This is a genomic window from Micromonospora sp. NPDC049559, assembly GCF_040676675.1.
GTDB lineage: Bacteria > Actinomycetota > Actinomycetes > Mycobacteriales > Micromonosporaceae > JBFAPK01.
The window spans coordinates 49,303-69,390 of the sequence record NZ_JBFAPK010000042.1 but is presented as its reverse complement, the minus strand read 5'-3'; the positions used below and the strand labels follow the sequence as shown (position 1 = coordinate 69,390).

At 74.6% G+C, this 20,088-nt stretch carries 19 protein-coding genes; 14 read left to right on the top strand and 5 right to left on the bottom strand.

What is annotated here, in order from left to right:
• Positions 1-10: 10 nt before the first annotated feature.
• Together AB0J86_RS32695 and AB0J86_RS32690 are read right to left on the bottom strand one after the other, a co-directional pair.
• On the bottom strand, positions 11-1,507 hold the full coding sequence (locus AB0J86_RS32695; RefSeq protein WP_363861528.1) for an FAD-dependent oxidoreductase: 1,497 nt from the start codon (positions 1,505-1,507) through the stop codon (positions 11-13).
• Entirely contained in the window at positions 1,504-3,564 is a 2,061-nt protein-coding gene (locus tag AB0J86_RS32690; RefSeq protein WP_363861543.1) for a molybdopterin oxidoreductase family protein, read from the bottom strand. The genes AB0J86_RS32695 and AB0J86_RS32690 overlap by 4 nt, the downstream gene beginning before the upstream one ends.
• A gap of 424 nt (positions 3,565-3,988) precedes the next feature.
• On the opposite strand from AB0J86_RS32690, the gene AB0J86_RS32685 reads away from it, so the two are divergent.
• The 8 genes from AB0J86_RS32685 to trxA all read left to right on the top strand — a co-directional run bounded on the left by AB0J86_RS32685 (position 3,989) and on the right by trxA (position 9,536).
• Positions 3,989-4,246: a DUF6364 family protein gene (locus AB0J86_RS32685; protein WP_363861527.1), complete on the top strand. Its 258-nt coding sequence runs from the start codon at positions 3,989-3,991 to the stop codon at positions 4,244-4,246.
• Positions 4,236-4,529, top strand: coding sequence for a hypothetical protein (locus tag AB0J86_RS32680; protein WP_363861526.1), 294 nt, complete (start codon positions 4,236-4,238; stop codon positions 4,527-4,529). Before AB0J86_RS32685 ends, AB0J86_RS32680 begins: the two co-directional genes overlap by 11 nt.
• 206 nt (positions 4,530-4,735) lie before the next feature.
• Positions 4,736-6,127 carry a nitrate/nitrite transporter gene (locus tag AB0J86_RS32675; protein ID WP_363861525.1) on the top strand — a complete coding sequence of 464 codons (1,392 nt, stop codon included), beginning with the start codon at positions 4,736-4,738 and terminating at the stop codon, positions 6,125-6,127.
• 212 nt (positions 6,128-6,339) lie between these two features.
• Positions 6,340-6,783 (top strand): 50S ribosomal protein L13, encoded by a 444-nt coding sequence (gene rplM / locus AB0J86_RS32670; protein WP_242794454.1) that lies wholly within the window; start codon positions 6,340-6,342, stop codon positions 6,781-6,783.
• A gap of 20 nt (positions 6,784-6,803) precedes the next feature.
• The gene (rpsI, locus tag AB0J86_RS32665) at positions 6,804-7,259 is read left to right on the top strand and encodes a 30S ribosomal protein S9 (protein ID WP_363861523.1); all 456 of its coding nucleotides are present in this window, start codon (positions 6,804-6,806) and stop codon (positions 7,257-7,259) included.
• A gap of 156 nt (positions 7,260-7,415) precedes the next feature.
• Positions 7,416-8,771 (top strand): phosphoglucosamine mutase, encoded by a 1,356-nt coding sequence (gene glmM / locus AB0J86_RS32660; RefSeq protein ID WP_363861522.1) that lies wholly within the window; start codon positions 7,416-7,418, stop codon positions 8,769-8,771.
• A 46-nt stretch (positions 8,772-8,817) separates the two neighbouring features.
• Positions 8,818-9,216: a MerR family transcriptional regulator gene (locus AB0J86_RS32655; RefSeq protein WP_363861521.1), complete on the top strand. Its 399-nt coding sequence runs from the start codon at positions 8,818-8,820 to the stop codon at positions 9,214-9,216.
• Entirely contained in the window at positions 9,213-9,536 is a 324-nt protein-coding gene (gene trxA, locus AB0J86_RS32650; RefSeq protein ID WP_363861520.1) for a thioredoxin, read from the top strand. The genes AB0J86_RS32655 and trxA overlap by 4 nt, the downstream gene beginning before the upstream one ends.
• Positions 9,537-9,711: 175 nt before the next feature.
• Here the strand turns inward: trxA and AB0J86_RS32645 are convergent, their stop codons facing one another.
• The gene (locus AB0J86_RS32645) at positions 9,712-10,917 is read right to left on the bottom strand and encodes a pyridoxal phosphate-dependent aminotransferase (protein ID WP_363861519.1); all 1,206 of its coding nucleotides are present in this window, start codon (positions 10,915-10,917) and stop codon (positions 9,712-9,714) included.
• Between the two features lie 437 nt (positions 10,918-11,354).
• Here AB0J86_RS32645 and glmS point away from each other — a divergent pair, with 437 nt between their 5' ends.
• The gene (gene glmS / locus AB0J86_RS32640; protein ID WP_363861518.1) at positions 11,355-13,265 is read left to right on the top strand and encodes a glutamine--fructose-6-phosphate transaminase (isomerizing); all 1,911 of its coding nucleotides are present in this window, start codon (positions 11,355-11,357) and stop codon (positions 13,263-13,265) included.
• 23 nt (positions 13,266-13,288) lie between these two features.
• Here glmS and AB0J86_RS32635 read toward each other — a convergent pair whose 3' ends face one another.
• Both AB0J86_RS32635 and AB0J86_RS32630 read right to left on the bottom strand, forming a co-directional pair.
• Complete coding sequence (locus AB0J86_RS32635) at positions 13,289-14,854, bottom strand: alpha/beta hydrolase (RefSeq protein WP_363861517.1); 1,566 nt, start codon at positions 14,852-14,854, stop codon at positions 13,289-13,291.
• A complete protein-coding gene (locus AB0J86_RS32630) occupies positions 14,851-15,150 on the bottom strand; it encodes a type VII secretion target (RefSeq protein WP_363861516.1) in 300 nt (99 codons plus the stop codon). Before AB0J86_RS32630 ends, AB0J86_RS32635 begins: the two co-directional genes overlap by 4 nt.
• Positions 15,151-15,323: 173 nt before the next feature.
• Here AB0J86_RS32630 and AB0J86_RS32625 point away from each other — a divergent pair, with 173 nt between their 5' ends.
• The 5 genes from AB0J86_RS32625 to tsaE all read left to right on the top strand — a co-directional run bounded on the left by AB0J86_RS32625 (position 15,324) and on the right by tsaE (position 20,084).
• Complete coding sequence (locus tag AB0J86_RS32625; protein WP_363861515.1) at positions 15,324-15,692, top strand: holo-ACP synthase; 369 nt, start codon at positions 15,324-15,326, stop codon at positions 15,690-15,692.
• Positions 15,693-15,743: 51 nt separating this feature from the next.
• Positions 15,744-17,228 carry an NAD(P)H-hydrate dehydratase gene (locus AB0J86_RS32620; protein WP_363861513.1) on the top strand — a complete coding sequence of 495 codons (1,485 nt, stop codon included), beginning with the start codon at positions 15,744-15,746 and terminating at the stop codon, positions 17,226-17,228.
• A 102-nt stretch (positions 17,229-17,330) separates the two neighbouring features.
• Positions 17,331-18,449, top strand: coding sequence for an alanine racemase (gene alr, locus AB0J86_RS32615; protein WP_363861512.1), 1,119 nt, complete (start codon positions 17,331-17,333; stop codon positions 18,447-18,449).
• 8 nt (positions 18,450-18,457) lie between these two features.
• Positions 18,458-19,546, top strand: coding sequence for an alpha/beta hydrolase (locus tag AB0J86_RS32610; RefSeq protein WP_363861542.1), 1,089 nt, complete (start codon positions 18,458-18,460; stop codon positions 19,544-19,546).
• Between the two features lie 73 nt (positions 19,547-19,619).
• Entirely contained in the window at positions 19,620-20,084 is a 465-nt protein-coding gene (gene tsaE / locus AB0J86_RS32605; RefSeq protein ID WP_363861541.1) for a tRNA (adenosine(37)-N6)-threonylcarbamoyltransferase complex ATPase subunit type 1 TsaE, read from the top strand.
• Positions 20,085-20,088: the final 4 nt, after the last annotated feature.

Below are 20,088 nucleotides of genomic sequence, written 5' to 3'. Positions count from 1 at the left end.
TCCGTGCTGGTCATGCCGCCGCCTCGGCCGCCGGGTCGACCGCGGCGAGCCAGCCGAGGATCCCCTCGACGGCGTCCCGGCAGCTGCCGCAGCCGGTGGTCGCCCGGGTGGCGGCCACGACGTCCGCGAGGCTCCGCCCGCCGGCCCGCCAGCAGCGCACCAGCGCGCCCTTGCGGACCGTGTTGCACTGGCAGACCGTCGCGGAGTCCGGCATCAGCGCCGGGGACTCGACCGGCGTCGCCGCCGCCTCGCCGGTGCTGCGGCCGAGCAGCAGCGCGCGCCGGTCCGGCGGTACCGGCGTGCCGCGGTCGAAGAGCTGGATGACGGTGCCGACGGCCGGGTTGTCGCCGAGCAGGATCGCGCCGGTCAGCCGCTCGGCCACGATGCGCAGCCGGGCGTACGTGCCCCGGACCGGGTCCGAGAAGCTCAGCTCCTCCACCTCGGTGCCGTCGCCGTCGCCCTCGGCCGGCCCGGGATCGCCCATGGCGGCCAGGTCGATGCCGGCCGCCTTCAGCCGGGTCACCGCGGGCGGCGGCCGGTACCGGGCCGAGGCGTCCCCGCCGGCCAGTACCTGCGCCACCACCCGGGCCTGCTCCCACGCGGGCGCCACGAGCCCGCTCACCGCGCCCGCGTGCTGGGCGCAGTCGCCGATCGCCCGGATCCGCGGGTCGCTGGTACACAGCTGGTCGTCGACGACCACGCCCCGCTCGACGACGAGCCCGGCGGCGCGGGCCAGCTCGACGTCGGGGCGTACCCCGCAGGCGAGCACCAGCAGGTCGGCGTCCAGCTCGCGGCCGTCGGAGAGGGCCAGGGTCACGCCGTCGGGGCGGGCCGAGACGCGGGTGGCCGACGTACCCAGGTGGACGGTGACGCCGAGCCCGGCCAGGGTACGGGCCAGCACCGCTCCGCCGGTCGGGTCGAGCTGCCGCTCCATCAGGTGCCCGACGGGGTGGACCACGTGCGCGTCCAGCCCGCGGGCGGCCAGTCCCCGGGCGGCCTCCAGGCCGAGCAGCCCGCCGCCGAGGACCAGCGCGCGCCGGGCCGACCCGGACCGGCGCCCGGCGTCCGGGTGGGGGGCGGAGCCGACCGCGTCGAGGATGCGGCGGCAGTCGTCGAGGGTGCGGAAGACGGCCACCCGCTCGGGCAACCGGTCGGGGTCGAGCCCGGGCAGCGGGGGCACCACCGCCCGCCCGCCGGTGGCCAGGATCAGGTGGTCGTACCCGATCCGGTCGCCCCGCGCGGTGACGACCTCGGCCGCGGCCCGGTCGATGGCGGTGACCGGTACGCCGAGCCGGACGTCGATGCCGTGCCCGGCCGCCTCGGCCAGCTCCACGTGGGACTCGTCCACCTTCCCGGCGAGCAGGTTGGACAGCATGATCCGGTTGTAGGCCCGGTGCCGCTCGGCGCCGAGCACGGTCAGCTTGAGGTCGCCGTTGCGGGCCTGCAGTTCGGCCGCCAACCGGGCGCCGGCCATGCCGTGGCCGACGACGACGATGCGCTCGCTCACGCCTTCTCCACCCTGACCGCGCAGACCTTGAACTCGGGCATCCGGGAGACCGGATCGAGGGCGTCGCTGGTCAGCGAGTTCGCCCTGGCCGCGCCCGACCAGTGGAAGGGCGCGAAGACGGTGTCGGGACGGATGCCGGTGCTCAGCCGGGCCGGGGCCCGCATCTCGCCCCGCCGGCTGGTGACCCGGACCTCGTCGCCCGCCTCGATGCCGAGCCGGGCCGCCAGGTCGGGGTGCAGCTCCACGAAGGCACCGGGCGCGGCCTGCCGCAGCGGGGCGATCCGCCGGGTCTGCGCGCCGGACTGGTACTGCGCCAGCACCCGGCCGGTGGTGAGGTAGAGCGGGTAGTCGGGGCTGGGCTCCTCGACGGCCGGCCGGTGCTCGACGGGCTGGAACCGGGCCCGCCCGTCCGGGGTGGGGAAGCGGTCGGCGAAGAGTCGGGGCGTGCCGGGCTCCCGCTCGGAGGGGCACGGCCAGAAGACGCCGTCCTCGGCGTCGATCCGCTCCCAGGTGACGCCCGCGTAGTCGGCGATGCCGCCGGCCGAGGCGCGGCGCAGCTCCGCGAAGACGGCCCGAGGGTCGAGGGGGAACCGCGGATCGGCGGCCGGGTGGTTCGGCTCGGGTGGTCGGGCGGGGTCCGGTTCGGCGAGCCGGCGCGCCAGCTCCGCGATGATCGCCAGGTCGGTCCGGACCCCGGGCGGAGGTTCCCGCAGCGCGCGGCGGCGCAGCACCCGCCCCTCCAGGTTCGTCATCGTGCCGTCCTCCTCGGCCCACTGCGCGGTGGGCAGCACCACGTCGGCGAGTTCCGCGGTCTCCGACCGGACGAGATCGGCCACGACCAGCAGGTCCAGGTCGCGCAGCCGGCTCGTCACCCGGGCCGCCCGGGGCGCCGAGACCACCGGGTTCGAGCCGAAGACCAGCAGCGCCTTCGGACCGGTCGGGGTACCGAGCGCGTCGAGCAGCTCGTACGCGGAGACGCCGGGGCCGGGCAGTTCCTCCGGCGGTACGCCCCAGACGCCGGCCACGTGGGCCCGGGCGGCGGGGTCGTCGATGCGGCGGTAGCCGGGTAGCTGGTCCGCCTTCTGCCCGTGTTCCCGGCCGCCCTGCCCGTTGCCCTGACCGGTCAGGCAGCCGTAGCCGGAGCCCGGCCGGCCGGGCAGCCCGAGGGCGAGGGCGAGGTTGATGAAGGCGCTGACCGTGTCGACGCCCTTGGCGTGCTGCTCGGCGCCGCGGGCGGTGAGGATGATGGCGGTGCCGGCCGTGCCGAGCGCCCGCGCCGCCGCCTCCAGGTCGGCCGCCGGTACGCCCGAGAGCCGCTCCACCCGGGCCGGCCAGTAGCCCGCCGCGACCCGGCGTACCGCGTCGAACCCGCTGGTCCGGTCGGCGATGTAGTCCCGGTCGACCCAGCCCTCGGCCACCGCGATGTGCAGCAGGGCGTTGGCCACGGCGAGGTCGGTGCCGGGGGTGGGCTGCAGGTGCAGGGTGGCCTGGCGGGCGGTGGCGGTGCTGCGCGGGTCGATCACGATGAGGTGGCCGCCCCGCCGCCGCTGCTCGACCAGGTAGCGCATCAGCGGCGGCATCGTCTCGGCGACGTTGGCGCCGACCAGCAGCAGCGTGTCGGCGTGGGCGAGGTCGGCCAGCGGAAAGGGCAGCCCCCGGTCGATCCCGAAGGCCCGGCTGCCCGCGGCGGCGGCGGAGGACATGCAGAACCGGCCGTTGTAGTCGATGTGGCGCGTCCGGAGCGCGACCCGGGCGAACTTGCCCAGGGCGTACGCCTTCTCGTTGGTGAGCCCGCCCCCGCCGAAGACCGCGACCGCGTCCCGGCCGTGCGCGGCCTGGACGGCGCGGATGCCGGCGACCACCCGGGTCAGCGCCTCGGCCCAGCTCGCCGGCCGGAGCGCGCCGCCGGGGCGGTCGCGCAGCAGGGGGGTGGTCAGCCGGTCGGGGTGGTCGAGCAGCTCGGCGGCGGTCCAGCCCTTCTGGCACAGCCCGCTGCGGTTGGTCGGGAACTCGCGGGGCAGCACCTCGACCCGCCCGTCCGTGGCGCGCAGCGTCATCCCGCACTGCAGGGCGCAGTACGGGCAGTGGGTGGCCACCTCCCGGCGTACCGCGCGCCCGCCCGCCGGAGGCAGCGCCCCGGCCGGCGGAGGCGCGTCGGGCGCCGCTACCGTCCCCGGACGCGCTCGCCCGGGCGACTCTTCCCCCGGTTGTGTCGCAGACCGCACACCCTGAGTCATGCCGGAAGCGTGCCGGTGGGCGGTTTCGCCGGCGCGTCCCGTTTGTTTCGGGCCTGCTAAGAGCCGCTCACACGGACCATCGGCAACCCGCCGGTCGGCCGGGGCCGCCGAGCCGATCGGACCGGCCCGTCCCGGTCGCGGCGGGTACGGTCGTCGCCGCGCGGGCGCCGCCGGCCCCGGCCGGAAGACCGCCGGTACGCGGGCCGGCATGCGTACCGGTCATACCACGGGTAGTCTTGCCGGCATGACTGCCAAGGTGACGCTCTCGTTCTCCGATGAGACGATCGAGGAGGCCCGGCGCTTCGCCCAGCGGGACGGGATGTCGCTTTCCGCCTGGATCGACCAGGCCGCGCGGGAGAAGGCGCTGCGGGAGGTCTTCACGGCGCACGCCGCCGCCGTCGGCCGGGCCGGCCTGGACATCGAGGCCGCCGCGATCGCCGACGCGCACGAGGCGGAGCTGGTCGACGCGGCGTTCTTCGGCAGGCGGCCGAGTGCTGCGTAGGGGCGAGATCTGGCGCATCGAGGGCGCCCGCAGCCGCCTCGGCCTGGTGATCAGCTCCGACGTCTACAACTCCACCGACGTACCGATCGTCATCGTGGCCGAGGTGGTCGAGGAGGAGTTGCTGCGCGACTCGCCGCTCGCGGTGGTGATGGGGGAGTACGTGGTGATGCCCGACCGCCTCTCCTCGCCCATGAAGAAGTGGTTCACCGAGTGCGTCGACGTCGCCGACAGCGACACCATGTTCCGGGTCAGCCGGGCCCTGCGCATACTGCAGAACATCTGACGCAGAACGTCTGACGCCCCGGTCCGCCCCGGGCGGTCCGCGCGACCTGCCCGCCGGTCCACGGCCTTCGCCGGCCGGTCCACGGCCTTCGCCGACCTTTCGCCGCGGATCTCACGAGCCGGGGGCGCGGGCAGTGCGCTGAGCGTTGCCGGCCCGACGCGAAGCGCGAACGGTACGGAAATTCCCCGCCCCTAATTTCCTGCCCCATGAGCCTCGCTGCCACGCCGACCACCCCGGCCACCGCCGTCGTACCGGTCGAGCCGTCCCGCCGAGGCGGGCGGATCGACGACTGGCGTCCCGAAGACCCGGAATTCTGGCGTACCACCGGCGCGCCGATCGCCCGGCGCAACCTGATCATCTCGATCTTCTCGGAGCACGTCGGCTTCTCGGTGTGGAGTCTCTGGTCCGTGCTCGTGCTCTTCCTGGGCCCGGCGTACGGCATCGACCCGGCCGGGAAGTTCCTGCTCACGGCCGTACCGACCGCGCTCGGTGCGACGCTGCGGCTGCCGTACACGTTCGCGGTGGCCCGCTTCGGCGGCCGGAACTGGACGGTGATCAGCGCACTGGCGCTGCTGCTGCCGACCGTGCCGATGGCGATCCTGATCGAGCCGGGCGTCTCGTACTCGACGCTGATGGTGCTCGCCTGCCTCGCCGGCGTGGGCGGCGGCAACTTCGCCTCCTCGATGGCGAACATCAACCACTTCTACCCCCAGCGCCTCAAGGGTTGGGCGCTCGGACTGAACGCGGGCGGCGGCAACATCGGCGTCGCCGCCGTGCAACTGGTCGGGCTGCTGGTCCTCGCGACCGTCGGCGCGGCGTACCCGCGGTTGGTCCCCGGCCTCTATATTCCGCTGATCGTGCTCGCGGCGCTCGCGGCGGCCCGCTACATGGACAACCTCTCCTCGGCGACCAACGAGCGGGGCGCGATGCGCGAGGCGGCCCGGGACCCGCACTCCTGGGTGGTCTCGGTGCTGTACATCGGCACCTTCGGCTCCTTCATCGGCTACAGCTTCGCCTTCGGGCAGGTGCTCCAGGTGCAGTTCGCCGACCGGTTCGGCAGCCCGGTGGCCGCGGCCCACCTCACCTTCCTCGGGCCGCTGGTCGGCTCGCTGATCCGCCCGCTCGGCGGGCACCTCGCGGACCGGTACGGCGGGGCGCGGGTGACCTTCTGGAACTTCGTGGCGATGGCCGGCGGCGCCGGTCTGGTGCTCTTCGCCTCGGTGCAGCGCTCGCTCCCGCTCTACCTGGCCGGGTTCATCGCGCTGTTCGTCTTCGCCGGGATCGGCAACGGGTCGACGTACAAGATGATCCCGGCGATCTTCCGCGCCCGGGCGGGGCAGGCGGTGGCGGCCGGGAGCCGGGAGCCGGAGGACGCGCAGCGCCGGGCGCGGCGGCTCACCGGCGCGTTGATCGGCATCGCCGGCGCGGTGGGCGCCTTCGGCGGGGTGCTGGTCAACATCGCCTTCCGGCAGTCGTTCCTGAGCTACGGCTCGGCCGACGCCGCGTACCTCGCCTTCATCGTCGGGTACGCGGTCTGCCTCGGCCTGACCTGGCTGGTCTACCTGCGCCCCTCGCGGCACCGCCTCACCGGGGTGTGAGCCGGCCCGGCGACCCCGGCCCGGCGACCCCGGCCCGGCGACCCCGGCCCGAGGTCGGTGACCCCCCGTTTTGACCGGGTGACCAGCGACCGAGTATCGTTGCCTGCTGTTGTGCGAAAGCCTAGGGCGTACCCCATCAGGTACGCTTGGTCGTTCGTGCGCGCCTGAGACCGGCGCGGAGCCCCAGACCGACGACGAGACAAGGTAAACCTGTGCGTACGTACAGCCCGAAGCCGGGTGAAATCGAGCGTCAGTGGCACGTTATCGACGCCTCTGATGTCGTGCTGGGCCGTCTGGCCACCCACGCCGCCACGCTGCTGCGGGGCAAGCACAAGCCGACCTTCGCCCCGCACGTCGACACCGGCGACTTCGTCGTGATCGTGAACGCGGGCAAGGTGGCGCTGACCGGCAACAAGCGGCACACCAAGATCGCTTACCGGCACTCCGGCTACCCGGGCGGTCTGAAGCAGGTCGGCTACGACGAGTTGCTGACCAAGCGCCCCGAGCGCGCCATCGAGCTGGCGGTCAAGGGGATGCTTCCCCACAACAAGCTCGGCCGGCAGCTCATCAAGAAGCTGAAGGTCTACGCCGGTGCCGAGCACCCGCATGGCGCGCAGCAGCCGGTGCCGTTCGAGATCAAGCAGATCGCGCAGTGAGCGCGGACGAAGGAATCAGCATGACCGATACCACCGACGTCGTCGAGGCCGCTCCGGCGCCCGCGCCCGTCGCGCGTGCCCCCCGTGGCGAGCGCCCCATCCAGACCGTCGGCCGCCGCAAGGAGGCCATCGTCCGGGTCCGGATCATCCCCGGCTCGGGCAAGATCGTCTGCAACGGCCGCGAGCTCGAGGAGTACTTCCCGAGCAAGGTTCACCAGCAGCTCATCAAGGAGCCGCTGGTGACCGCCGAGAAGGCCGAGCAGTTCGACGTCATCGCCAACCTCCGCGGCGGCGGCATCACCGGCCAGGCCGGCGCGCTCCGCCTGGGCATCGCCCGCGCGTTGATCGCGAACGAGCCCGACGACCGTCCGGCCCTCAAGAAGGCCGGCTTCCTCACCCGGGACGCCCGGGTCAAGGAGAGCAAGAAGTACGGTCTCAAGAAGGCCCGCAAGGCGCCGCAGTACTCGAAGCGCTGATCAGCAGCAACACCTTGTACGTCTGACAGACGGCCGGGTCCGCCTCCCCTCACGCGGTGGCGGTCCCGGCCGTTTGCCTTCCCGGTCAGAATTCTTCTGATCAATGCCTTCCTCATCAGCGTTTCCTCATGAGCGCGCTTTCCGGAGGTTCTCCGCATGGGTCGGTTGTTCGGCACTGATGGCGTACGCGGCCGTGCGAACGCCGATCTGACACCCGAGTTGGCGCTCGCGGTCGCCGTCGCGGCCGCGCACACCCTCGCCGAGTCGGACCGCAGCCACCCCCCGCTCGCCGTGGTCGGCCGAGACACCCGCGCCAGCGGCGAGATGCTCGAAGCCGCCGTGGTCGCCGGCCTGGCCAGCGCCGGAGCCAACGTGGTGCGCGTCGGCGTGCTCCCCACCCCCGCGGTCGCCTTCCTGACCGCCGAGGCCAAGGCCGACCTGGGCGTGATGCTCTCCGCGTCGCACAACCCGATGCCGGACAACGGGATCAAGCTCTTCGCCGCCGGCGGGCACAAGCTGCCGGACGACGTGGAGCTCCAGATCGAGGCGACGATCGAGGCGAACGGCTCGGCCCGGTGGGAGCGGCCGACCGGCGCCGGCGTCGGGCGGGTGCACGACCTGCTCGACGGTGCCGACCACTACGTACAGCACCTCACCGGCACCATCGCGCACCGGCTGGACGGGCTGAAGGTGGTCGTCGACTGCGCCAACGGGGCCGCCTCCGACGTCGCGCCGGTGGCGTACGAGCAGGCCGGCGCCGAGGTGGTGGCGATCCACGCCAGGCCCGACGGGCTCAACATCAACGACGAGTGCGGCTCGAACCACCTCGACGGGCTGCGCGCGGCCGTCCTCGAACACGGCGCCGACCTCGGCATCGCGCACGACGGTGACGCCGACCGGTGCGTGGCCGTCACCGCCGCGGGCGACGAGGTCGACGGTGACCAGATCATGGCGATCCTCGCGCTCGGCATGCGCGAGGCCGGGACCCTCACCGCCGACACGCTGGTCGCCACGGTGATGAGCAACCTCGGCCTGCGCATCGCGATGTCCCAGGCCGGCATCCGGCTCGTCGAGACGAAGGTCGGCGACCGGTACGTGCTGGAGGAGCTGCGCGCGTCCGGGCTGGCGCTCGGCGGCGAGCAGAGCGGGCACATCGTGATGCCCGCGTACGCGACCACCGGCGACGGAATCCTCACCGGGCTGCACCTGATGGCCCGCATGGCGGCCACCGGCCGCTCGCTGGCCGACCTCGCGGGGGTGGTGGCCAAGCTGCCGCAGGTGCTGATCAACGTGCCGGTCGGCGACCGTGCCGTCGGGGCCGGCGCGCCCGCCGTACTCGCCGCGGCCGAGCAGGCGGAGGCCGAGCTGGGCGGGACCGGGCGGGTGCTGCTGCGGCCCTCCGGCACCGAGCCGCTCGTGCGGGTCATGGTCGAGGCCGCCACCGTCGAGGTGGCCCAGGCCGTCGCCGAGCGGATCGCCGACGCGGTACGTCAGGCCAGCCCCGCCGACTGAACCTCGCGCTGGCCCTGACGCCGGTGTCAAGGTCTACCGTTGGCTGATGCGCATAGGTGAGCTCGCCGAGCGTGCCGGTACCAGCCCGCGCACGCTGCGGTACTACGAGCAGCACGGGTTGCTCAGCGCCCGGCGTACCGCCAACGGCTACCGCGACTACGACGAGGTCGACCTGCGCCTGGTACGCGAGATCCGGTCGCTGCTCGACATCGGGTTCAACCTGGAGGAGACGCGCCCGTTCGTGGAGTGCCTCCGCTCCGGGCGCGAGTCCGGCGCGGCGTGCCCCGCCTCGATCGAGGTGCTCGGGCGCAAGCTCGCCGACCTCGACACCTGCATCGCGCGACTGCTCGCGGTGCGCGGCCGGGTGAGCCGGGAACTCGCGGCGGCGCGCGGCCGGGACGGCGGCGCGGCCGCCGGCAGCAACGGAAAGAGGGAAACACCATGACCACGGACGTGACCGACGCGACCTTCGGCGGCGAGGTGCTCGCCAGCGAGTTGCCGGTGCTGGTCGAGTTCTGGGCCGAGTGGTGCGGGCCGTGCCACCGGCTCGCACCGGTGCTCGACGAACTCTCGGCGGAGTACGCGGGCCGGGCCCGGGTCGTCAAGATCAACGCCGACGAGAACCCCGAGACGGCGCGGGCGTACGGGGTCTCCTCGATGCCGACGCTGAGCGTCTTCCGGGCCGGCGAGGTGGTGTCGCAGGTCGTCGGGGCGCAGCCGAAGTCCAGGCTGCGGGCGCAGATCGACTCGGCGCTGTCGGGCTAGGTGTACCCGGCCAGGCGTTGGTAGCCGGCGTGTGATCCTGACATGAGAAGAGCCTCCGGTTGGGGTGGGCCCACCGTGCCCGCCCAGCCCGACACGCTCGATGTCTTCGCCGGGCGGGCGGGCCCACCCGGCGCCAGCGGGCTCGGCCCGTGGCGGTGGGGCTCTTGCGGCGGGCTCAGGCCGTCGCGGCGGGGGACATGGCGCGGAGCCGGGCGACGGCCTCGGTGAGCACCTCGGGGCGCTTGCAGAAGGCGAACCGGACCAGCCGGCGACCGGCCTCGACGTCGTCGTAGAAGACCTGGGTCGGGATCGCCACCACGCCGCAGCGTTCGGGCAGCGTACGGCAGAACTCGATGCCGTCACGACCGCCGAGCGCGCTGATGTCCGTGGTCACGAAGTAGGTGCCCTCGGACGGGAGCACCTTGAGGCCGGCGTCGACCAGACCCTCGGTGAGCTGGTCCCGGCGGGCCTGAAGGCCGGCCCGGAAGCCGTCGTAGTAGCTGTCGGGCAGCGCCAGCGCGACGGCGACGGCCGGTTGCAGGGGCGCGCCGTTGACGAAGGTGAGGAACTGCTTCACCCGTAGCGTCGCGGAGACGAGCTCGGCCGGGCCGCTGGCCCAGCCGATCTTCCAGCCCGTGCAGGAGAAGGTCTTGCCGGCCGACGAGATCCGCAGGGTCCGTTCGCGCATCCCGGGCAGGGCGGCCAGCGGCAGGTGCGGGCCGGAGGCGTCGGTGAAGACCAGGTGCTCGTACACCTCGTCGGTGACCGCGTACGCGTCGTGCTCGGCGCAGAGGTCGGCGACGAGGGTCAGCTCGGCGCGGGTGAAGACCTTCCCGGTCGGATTGTGCGGCGAGTTGAGCAGCACCAGCCGGGTACGCGGCCCGAACGCGGCGCGCAGTTCGTCCGGGTCGAAGGCGAACCGGCCGTCGGCCGAGGGGCGCAGGGTGACCGGGCGCCGGACCGCGCCGGCGAGCGCGATGGAGGCCGCGTACGAGTCGTAGTACGGCTCGAAGCAGACCACCTCGTCGCCCGGCTCGCAGAGGGCGAGGATGGCCGCCGCGACCGCCTCGGTGGCGCCCGCGGTGATCAGTACCTCGCCGTCGGGGTCGTATTCCAGTCCCCAGAAGCGGCGCTGGTGCTCGGCGACGGCCCGCCGCAGCAGCGGGATGCCGGGTCCGGGCGGGTACTGGTTCTGCCCGGACCGGAGCGCCTCCGCCGCGGCCTCCAGCATCTCGGCGGGCCCGTCCGTGTCGGGGAAGCCCTGCCCGAGGTTGACGGCGCCGGTACGCGTCGCCAGGGCCGACATCTCGGTGAAGATGGTCGTGCCGAACGCTCGCATTCGGCGTACCAGGGGATCGAGGTCGGGGGAGGTCGTCGTCACCCGGCCAGCCTAGGGCGTTCCGCCGTCGATGCCACGCCCGTGGCCGGGTCGCGTTGGTGGCCGGTCGCGTTCCTGGCCGGGTCCGAGCGAGGTTGCGGTGGGGTGGGGCCCGCCATGCCCGGCGGATCCCGTCAGGCGTGATGTCTCCGCCGGGCACGGCGGGCCCCACCGTAGGTGCGTTCTGGCCGTCCGTAGCCGGGCGTGGCCCGATGTTGGTTTCGGCCGTCCCCGGCGGGGTGCCGTGGGCGCGGCTTGTGTCGGTTTTGCCTGGTTCCGTGGGGACGGGACCGAGGTGGCGGGGTGGGCCGAGTGGGCTGGCCGGGATTGGGGTACTCATCCGGTTGCTGCCCGAGGCGGCCACATCGCGCAAAGGCTTTGCTCGATTAGCCCGCTTCTGAGCAGTCGCGCTGAGCGAAATTCGGCTAGGCTCCGGAGTCATGTGCGGAATCGTGGGGTACGCCGGCGCTCGGCCGGCCATGGGCATCGTGCTGGACGGGCTGCGGCGGCTGGAGTACCGCGGTTACGACTCGGCCGGGGTGGCGATCGTCAGCGAGGACGAGCTCCTGATCGAGAAGCGGGCCGGCAAGCTCGCCAACCTGGAGAAGGCGCTGTCGGAGCGGTCGGCGGCCGACGCGGCGACCGGCGAGACCGCCCGGGGCATCGGCGACGGTACGACCGGGATCGGGCACACCCGCTGGGCGACCCACGGCGGCCCGACGGACCGCAACGCCCACCCGCACCCGGCCGGTGACGGTCGCGTGGCGGTGATCCACAACGGCATCATCGAGAACTTCGCCAAACTCCGCGCCGAGCTGGAGGCCGACGGGGTCCAGTTCGCCAGCGACACCGACACCGAGTGCGCCGCGCACCTGCTCTCCGCCGCCCTGCGCAAGCTGCGCGCCGACGGGGAGGCGGAGGGGCCACAGCTGCTCGCGGCGGCCATGCGTCTGGTCTGCCAGCGGCTGGAGGGGGCGTTCACGCTGCTCGCGGTCGACGCCGGGGCGCCCGGCGCGGTCGTCGGCGCCCGGCGGAACTCGCCCCTGGTGGTCGGTCGGGGAGTCGGGGAGAACTACCTGGCCAGCGACGTCTCCGCGTTCATCGAGCACACCCGCGACGCCGTCGAGCTGGGCCAGGACCAGGTCGTCCTGATCACGCCCAGCACGATCGAGATCACCGACTTCGCCGGCTGGCCCGCCACCGGCAAGGACTTCCACATCGACTGGGATTCCTCGGCCGCCGAAAAGGGCGGCCACGAGTACTTCATGTTGAAGGAGATCGCCGAGCAGCCGCAGGCCGTCGCCGACACGCTGCGGGGGCGGCTCACCGACAACGGCGAGATCCTGCTCGACGAGGTACGCCTCAGCGACCAGGACCTGCGCGACGTCGACAAGGTCTTCATCGTCGCCTGCGGTACCGCGTACCACTCCGGGCTGGTGGCCAAGCACGCGATCGAGCACTGGACCCGGATCCCCTGCGAGGTGGAGCTGGCCAGCGAGTTCCGCTACCGCGACCCGGTGCTCGACCGGTCCACCCTGGTCGTGGCGATCTCCCAGTCCGGGGAGACGATGGACACGCTGATGGCGCTGCGGCACGCCAAGGAGCAGAAGGCGCGGGTGCTGGCCATCTGCAACACCAACGGCTCCACCATCCCGCGCGAGTCGGACGCGGTGCTCTACACGCACGGCGGGCCGGAGATAGCGGTCGCCTCGACCAAGGCGTTCCTGACCCAGCTCGTCGCCTGCTACCTGATCGGCCTGCACCTGGCCCAGGTCCGCGGCAACCTCTACGCGGACGAGACCCGGGCGATCGTCGAGCAGCTGCTCGGGATGCCCGACAAGATCGGTACGCTGCTCGACGGCATCGAGCCGGTGCGTCAGCTGGGCCGGGACCTCAAGGCGGCGCCCACGGTGCTCTTCATCGGGCGGCACGTCGGCTACCCGGTGGCGCTGGAGGGCGCGCTCAAGCTCAAGGAGCTGGCCTACATGCACGCCGAGGGCTTCGCGGCGGGCGAGCTCAAGCACGGCCCGATCGCGCTGATCGAGCAGGGCACCCCGGTGGTCTGCGTGGTGCCCTCGCCGACCGGGCAGGCCATGCTGCACGACAAGATCGTCTCCAACATCCAGGAGGTCCGGGCCCGGGGCGCCCGGACCATCGTGATCGCCGAGGAGGGGGACGGCTCCGTGCTGCCGTACGCCGACGACGTGATCTACGTACCGCGCACGCCGACGCTGCTGGCGCCGCTGGTCACCACCGTGCCGTTGCAGGTACTCGCCTGCGAGATCGCCGCGGCCCGGGGCCACGACGTGGACCAGCCCCGGAACCTGGCCAAGTCGGTCACGGTCGAGTAGCGCGGGTTCCCGCGGGCCACGGGTCACGGGGCGACGCCCAGGGCGATGCGGGCCATGCTGTCCAGTGCCGGGTTGCCGGCGTCCCAGTAGCCGGTGTGGCCGCGTGGGGCGCCCGCGAAGACCCGCGCCCCGAAGCCCGGGTCGACCGGGTTGCGGCCGAACCAGAGCTGCTCACCCGGGCGGCCCAGCACCAGCGGAAGGCCGAGACCCGGCAGCGCCACCCCGGCGGCCAGCCCGGCGAGCGCCTCGCCGGGCGACCGGGCGGCGTACTGGATGACGTCGTTCGCCGCCGTACTGGCCCAGACGGCCGTACCCGGCGCCGACAGCCGTGCGGCGTGGTCCACGCCGACACCGGGAGAGCCGACAAGGACCAGGTTGTCCGCGGCCAACCCGTGGTCCCGGGCGGCGCTGCCGACCACGAGCGAGCCGTAGCTGTGCCCGACCACGGTACGGGTCGCGGTGCTGCCCTCGGCGGTCTCGTGGGTGAGGCGCAGCCCCTCCTGGAACCGGTGCAACCCGGGCGCGGCCACCTCGGCGCGCTTCGCGCCCGCGGCCTCGTCGACGAAGTCGGGCGCGTCGTAGTCCAGCCAGAGCACCGCCGCGCTCTGCCTGGTCGGGGCCAGCTCGCCGCAGCGCGCCGCGAGCCGTTCGGCCCGGTCCAGTTCGCCCCGCAGGCCGGGCAGGTCGGAGGTCATCCCCGGCACGTAGGTCAGCACGTTGTCGGCCCGGTCGGGGTTGCCCAGCGCCACGACCGCCCGGCCGTCGCCGGCCGGATCGAGCGAGAGCAGGTACGCCCGGGGGCCGTTCCGGGCGGCCAGCCGGTGCTCGACGTCGGCCAGCCCGTCCAGGAGCCCGTCCAGCCGGGCCAGCTCGGCCGCCCCGGCCGCGGTCGCCGGGCGCTGCGCGAGCAGTCGGGCGCGCCGCGCCCGCAGCTCCGCCCGCTGGTCGGCCAGGAGCAGCCGGTTGGCCTGGTCGCGGGCGGCCACCGGCACGCCGTCGAGGCGCCCGACCAGCGCCGGCTCGCGCCCGAGCAGCCACCGGCGCTGGGCCGGGGCCAACCGCTGCCACCAGTGCCAGACCGCCAGCGGACCGGCGGTCGCCGGGGGTCGCCCGGCCGGCGGCGGGGCGGTCCAGCCGGTGCGGGCATCGGCCGCCAGCTCGGTCAGCGCCCGGGCGGCCCGCCGGTCGGCCCGACGGGCGAGGGCGAGGGCGGTCTCGGCGCCGCCAGTGGTCTCGCCGCCCGGGATCCCGCCGCCCGGCATCTCGCCGCCGGGGCGCGGTGCGCCGGTGCTCGGGCCGGCGGCGGCCAGCATCGCCCGGGCGCGGGCGAGCTGCTCCGCGTACTCGGCGAGGAGCTGGTCGATCTCGATCAGGACGGGACGGCTCCCGGCCAGCTCGGCCCGCAGGGCGGCCAGCCGCCCGTCGGCGGCTCCGGCGGCCGCGCCGGACCAGACGACCCGCAGCCCGTTCGCGCCGGACCGGATCGCCCCGGCGGGGCGGTCGACCGTCTCGACCAGCGCGCCCCAGGCGACCCCGGCCGCCCGCCACGCGGCCGGATCCATCGCCCGGAGCCGCTCGTACGTGATCATCGGCCCGCTCCGGTGGCGGCGAGGCGGACGGTCGCCCGCTCGTCGGCGGCGTCGTACTCGCGTGCGGCGGCGCGCAGCCCGTCGGCCGTCACCGCGAGCCGGCCACCCAGCGAGCAGAGCCAGGCGTGCGTCGCGGACTCCAGCCCGACCAGCGCCGTGGCCGCCTCGGCCCCGGGCTCCGCCACGACCAGCGCCGGATCGCCGGCCAGGCCGTGGCCCAGCCGGTAGCCGACGCCGGTCAGCTCGTCGGCGCAGGCGCGTAGCACGTCGGTGCGTACGCGAAGCTGCTCTTCCACCTTGGTCACCCCCGCGGGAAACGTCGTTGCCGCCGACGGTAGGCGTGGGCCGGCGCCTCGTCGCCGTCCTGTGGACGGCGCGCGTGGTACCGCGCCGAAGGTTGTCCACAGGTGCTTCCGCGGGCGGGACCGGGGCGGTAATCTCGCCGCCCCCGGCCCGTTAGGCTGAACCCGTGATCGTGGCAGTCGGCATCGATGTGGTCCTGGTCGACCGGTTCGCCCGCGCGCTCGCCCGGACGCCGCTGCTCGCGGACCGGCTCTTCACCGAGGCCGAGCGCTACACCGCGTCGGGGCACCCGCGTTCGCCCGAGTCGCTCGCCGCCCGCTTCGCGGCCAAGGAGGCGGTGGCCAAGGCGCTCGGCGCCCCGGCCGGCCTGCACTGGCACGACTGCGAGATCGTGGCCGACCCGGACGGGCGGCCGTGGCTGACGGTTTCCGGTACGGTCGCCGCCGCCGCGACCGAGCGCGGCGTCAACCGCTGGCACCTGTCGCTCTCCCACGACGGCGGCATCGCCTCGGCGATGGTGGTGGCGGAGCAGTGACCGCGCGGACGGCGCGGTGAGCGGACCGCCCGGCGAGAGGGGACGACGGGGATGAGGCAGGCCTGGCGGGTCGCCGACGTGCGGGCGGCGGAGCGGGAGTTGCTGGCCACGCTGCCGCCGGACACGCTGATGCGGCGCGCCGCCGCGGGGCTCGCCCGCCGGTGCGCGCTGCTGCTCGCCGACCGCGGCGGGGTCTACGGCGCGCGCGTGCTGCTGCTGGTCGGCAGCGGCGACAACGGCGGGGACGCCCTCTACGCCGGGGCGCGTCTGGCGGAGCGCGGCGCCCGGGTGGCGGCGCTGCCGCTGGTACCGGGTCGGGCACACGAGCGGGGCCTGGCCGCGCTGCGTACCGCCGGCGGGCGGGTCGTCGAGGAGCTGCCGGCCGGCACCGACCTGGTGGTCGACGGCATCGTCGGGATCGGCGCGTCGGGCGGGCTGCGCGAACCGGCGGCCCGGTTGGTCGCCCGGCTCGGCGAGCTGCGCGACCGCGACGGCGCGCGGCCCCCCGTGGTCGCGGTGGACGCGCCCAGCGGGGTGGATCCGGACAGCGGTGACGTGCCCGGGGCCGGCGGGGAGACGGCCGAACTGGCGGCGGCGGTGACCGCCGATCTCACCGTGACCTTCGGCTGCCTCAAGCCGGGGCTGGTGGTCGGGCCGGCCGCGACCCGTGCCGGCGAGGTCGAGCTGGTCGACATCGGGCTCGGGCCGTCGCTGCGCTCGGCGGCGGCGCTCGGCGTCACCGAGTGGTCCGACGTCGTGGACTGGTGGCCCCGGCTGCGGGCGTGGTCGGAGAAGTACACCCGGGGCGTGGTGGGGGTGGCGACGGGTTCGGCGACGTACCCGGGCGCCGGGATCCTCTCGGTCGGCGGCGCGCTCGCCGGCCCGACCGGCATGGTCCGCTACGCCGGCGGCGCCCGGGCCGAGGTGCTGCACCACCATCCGTCGGTGATCGCCACCGAGCGGGTGGCCGACGCGGGCCGGGTCCAGGCGTGGGTCTGCGGCTCCGGGCTCGGCACCGGCGAGGAGGCGCTCACCGAGCTGCGCTGCGTGCTCGCCGCACCGGTGCCGGTGGTCCTGGACGCGGACGCGCTGACCCTGCTGGTCGACGGCTCGTCGGCGGACCGGCTGCGGGCCCGGGACGCGCCGATCGTGATCACGCCGCACGACCGGGAGTTCGCCCGGCTGGCCGGCGAGGCGCCGGGCGCCGACCGGGTCGGCGCGGCGCTGCGGCTGGCCGCCTGGATGCGGGCGACCGTGCTGCTCAAGGGGGACCGGACCATCGTCGCCACCGCCGACGGGCGGGCGTACGTGAACCCGACCGGCACCCCGGCGCTGGCCACCGGGGGCACCGGGGACGTCCTCGCCGGGCTGCTGGGATCGCTGCTCGCGGCGGGGCTGGCCCCGGAGCGGGCGGCGCTCGCCGCGGCGTACCTGCACGGGCTGGCGGGGCGGGAGGCCGCCCGGGGCGGTCCGGTCACCGCCGCCGACGTGGCGACCGCGCTGCGCCCGGTGATCGCCCGGCTGGACGTCGGGTGAGCGCCGAATCGGGTCGGGTGAGCGCCGGGTCGGGCGGGCGGGCCGTGCCCGGCGGGACGGCGTCGGCGTACCGGTAGATCACCCGGACAGTAGGCTGGAAACATGTGGCAGGCTGAGGTACGGGTCGATCTTGACGCCATCCGGGAGAACGTGTCCCGGCTGCGCGCCGGTACCACCGCCGAGGTGATGGCCGTGGTCAAGGGCGACGGCTACGGGCACGGCATGCTGCCCGCCGGGCGCGCGGCGCTGGAGGCGGGCGCGGACTGGCTGGGGGTCTGCACCCTCGACGAGGCGTTGACCCTGCGCCGGGCCGGCGTCACCGCGCCCGTGCTCGCCTGGCTGCTCGCGCCCGGCCAGCCCCTGCACGAGGGGGTCGCGGTCGACGTCGACCTCTCCGCGGCGAGCGTCGAGCAGCTCGGCGAGCTGGCCGTCGCCGGCCAGCGGGCGGGGCGCCCGACCCGGACCCACCTCAAGGTCGACACCGGCCTGTCCCGGGGCGGCGCGACCGTCGACGACTGGCCGGCGCTGCTGGAGGCCGCCGCGAAGGCCCAGGCCGAGGGCGCCGTCGAGGTGGTCGGGGTGTGGAGCCACCTCGTGTACGCGGACGCGCCCGGCCACCCCACCACCGACCGGCAGCTCGCGGTCTTCGCCGAGGCGCTGGCGCTCGCCGAGCGGGCCGGGCTGCGGCCGCGCTACCGGCACCTGGCCAACTCGGCGGCGACGCTGACCCGGCCCGACACCCACTTCGACCTGGTCCGGCCCGGGCTGGCCGTCTACGGGCTCTCCCCGGTGCCCGGCGAGACCTTCGGGCTGCGGCCCGCCATGAGCGCCCGGGCCCGGGTGATGCTGACCAAGCGGGTACCGGCCGGCACCGGCGTGTCGTACGGGCACACGTACACCACGGAGCGGGAGACGACCCTGGCGGTGGTGCCCCTCGGGTACGCCGACGGGGTGCCCCGGCACGCGTCGAACAGCGGCCCGGTCCACCTGGCCGGTCGGGTCCGCACCATCTCCGGTCGGGTCTGCATGGACCAGATCGTGCTGGACTGCGGCGACGACGAGGTGGCCGCCGGTGACGTGGCGACCCTCTTCGGCGACGGCGCGAACGGCGAACCGACCGCGGACGACTGGGCCGAGGCGGTCGGCACGATCAACTACGAGATCGTCACCCGGTTCGGCAGCGTCCGGGTGCCCCGGGTCTACGACGGGGTGCGGACGTGACGGCGCCGGTGGGGCGTACCCGCTCGCGCCGGCCGCTGCCCCGGGCCCGCGCCGCCGGCATCCTCGGCGCGGTGGTGGGCGCGGCGGCGGCCGGGGTCGCCGCGGGCATCGCCGCCGAGCGGGCCCTGGTACGCCGCACGAAGGCCGAGCCGGGCGACCGGTACGCCACCGAGGACTTCGGGCGGCAGCCGTACGACGAGGCGTACCTGATCGGGCTGGCCGACGGTACCGACATCCACGTCGAGGTGGTCGACGCGCGGCGGCCGGCGGGCAACCCGACCGTCGTCTTCGTGCACGGCTTCTGCCTCGACATGGGCACCTTCCACTTCCAGCGCAAGGCCCTCGCCCAGCGGGGCGAGCACCGGATGGTCCTCTACGACCAGCCGGGACACGGCCGTTCCGGCCAGCTCCGGACCGGCGAGTACGCCCTCGCGCGGCTCGGCGAGGCGCTGAAGGTGATCATCGACAAGACGGTCCCGGAGGGGCCGCTGGTGCTGGTCGGGCACTCGATGGGCGGTATGACCATCATGGCGCTGGCCGAGCAGTATCCGGAGCTCTTCGGCGACCGGGTGGTGGGCACCGTGCTGATGGCGACCTCCGGCGGTCGGATCGAGCAGACCAAGTTCGGCCTGCCGGCCATCCTGAGCCGGGTCGCCGCCCCGCTGCTGCCCGTGGTGGACAACGCCACCCGGCTCACCGGCACCGTGCTCGACCGGGCCCGCAAGGCCTCCGCGAACGTGGCCTGGCTGCTCACCCGCAAGTACGGCTTCGGCACGCCCCGCCCGAGCGCGGCGCTGGTCTCGTACGTGGAGCTGATGAACTCCCGTACCTCGACCGAGACGGTGGCGCGGTACCTGCGCACCCTCTACACGCACGCGCGCTACCCGGCGCTGCACGCGCTGCGGGACACGCCGACGCTGGTCATCGTCGGCGACAAGGACATGATCACCCCGGTCACCCACTCCGAGGAGATCATGCGTCGGCTGCCGGAGGCCGAGTTCCTGAAGGTGCCCAACAGCGGGCACGTGGTGATGCTCGAACACGCCGACGAGGTGAACGCGGCGCTGTTGGACTTCCTGGACAGGCTGGTGGCGTGAGCGAGAGGTCGGTGTTCGTGAGCGGGAGGCTGGTGGCGTGAGCACGGTGTTCGAAGTGTCCACGGTGGACGAGATGCGGGAGTTCGGCGAGCGCCTCGGTCGCCTGCTGCGCGCCGGCGACCTGCTGGTGCTCACCGGGCCGCTCGGCGCCGGGAAGACCGCCCTGACCCAGGGGATCGGCGCCGGACTCGGCGTGCTCGGCGACGTCACCTCGCCGACGTTCGTGATCGCCCGGGTGCACCGCCCCGATCCGGGTCGCGGCGGGCGGGTGCCGCTGGTGCACGCGGACGCGTACCGGCTGGGCGACGCGCCCGACCCGCGCGCGGAGATCGACGACCTGGACCTCGACGCCTCGGTCGACGACGCGGTGACCGTGGTCGAGTGGGGCGAGGGGATGGTGGAGCAGCTCGTCGACGCCCACCTGCGGGTCCGGATCGAGCGCCGCGACGACGAGACCCGCGTGGTGGAGCTGCTGCCGGCCGGCGGGGACTGGGCCGAGCGGCTCGCCCCGTTGCGGCGGTCGACCCTGCCGGGATGAGCCC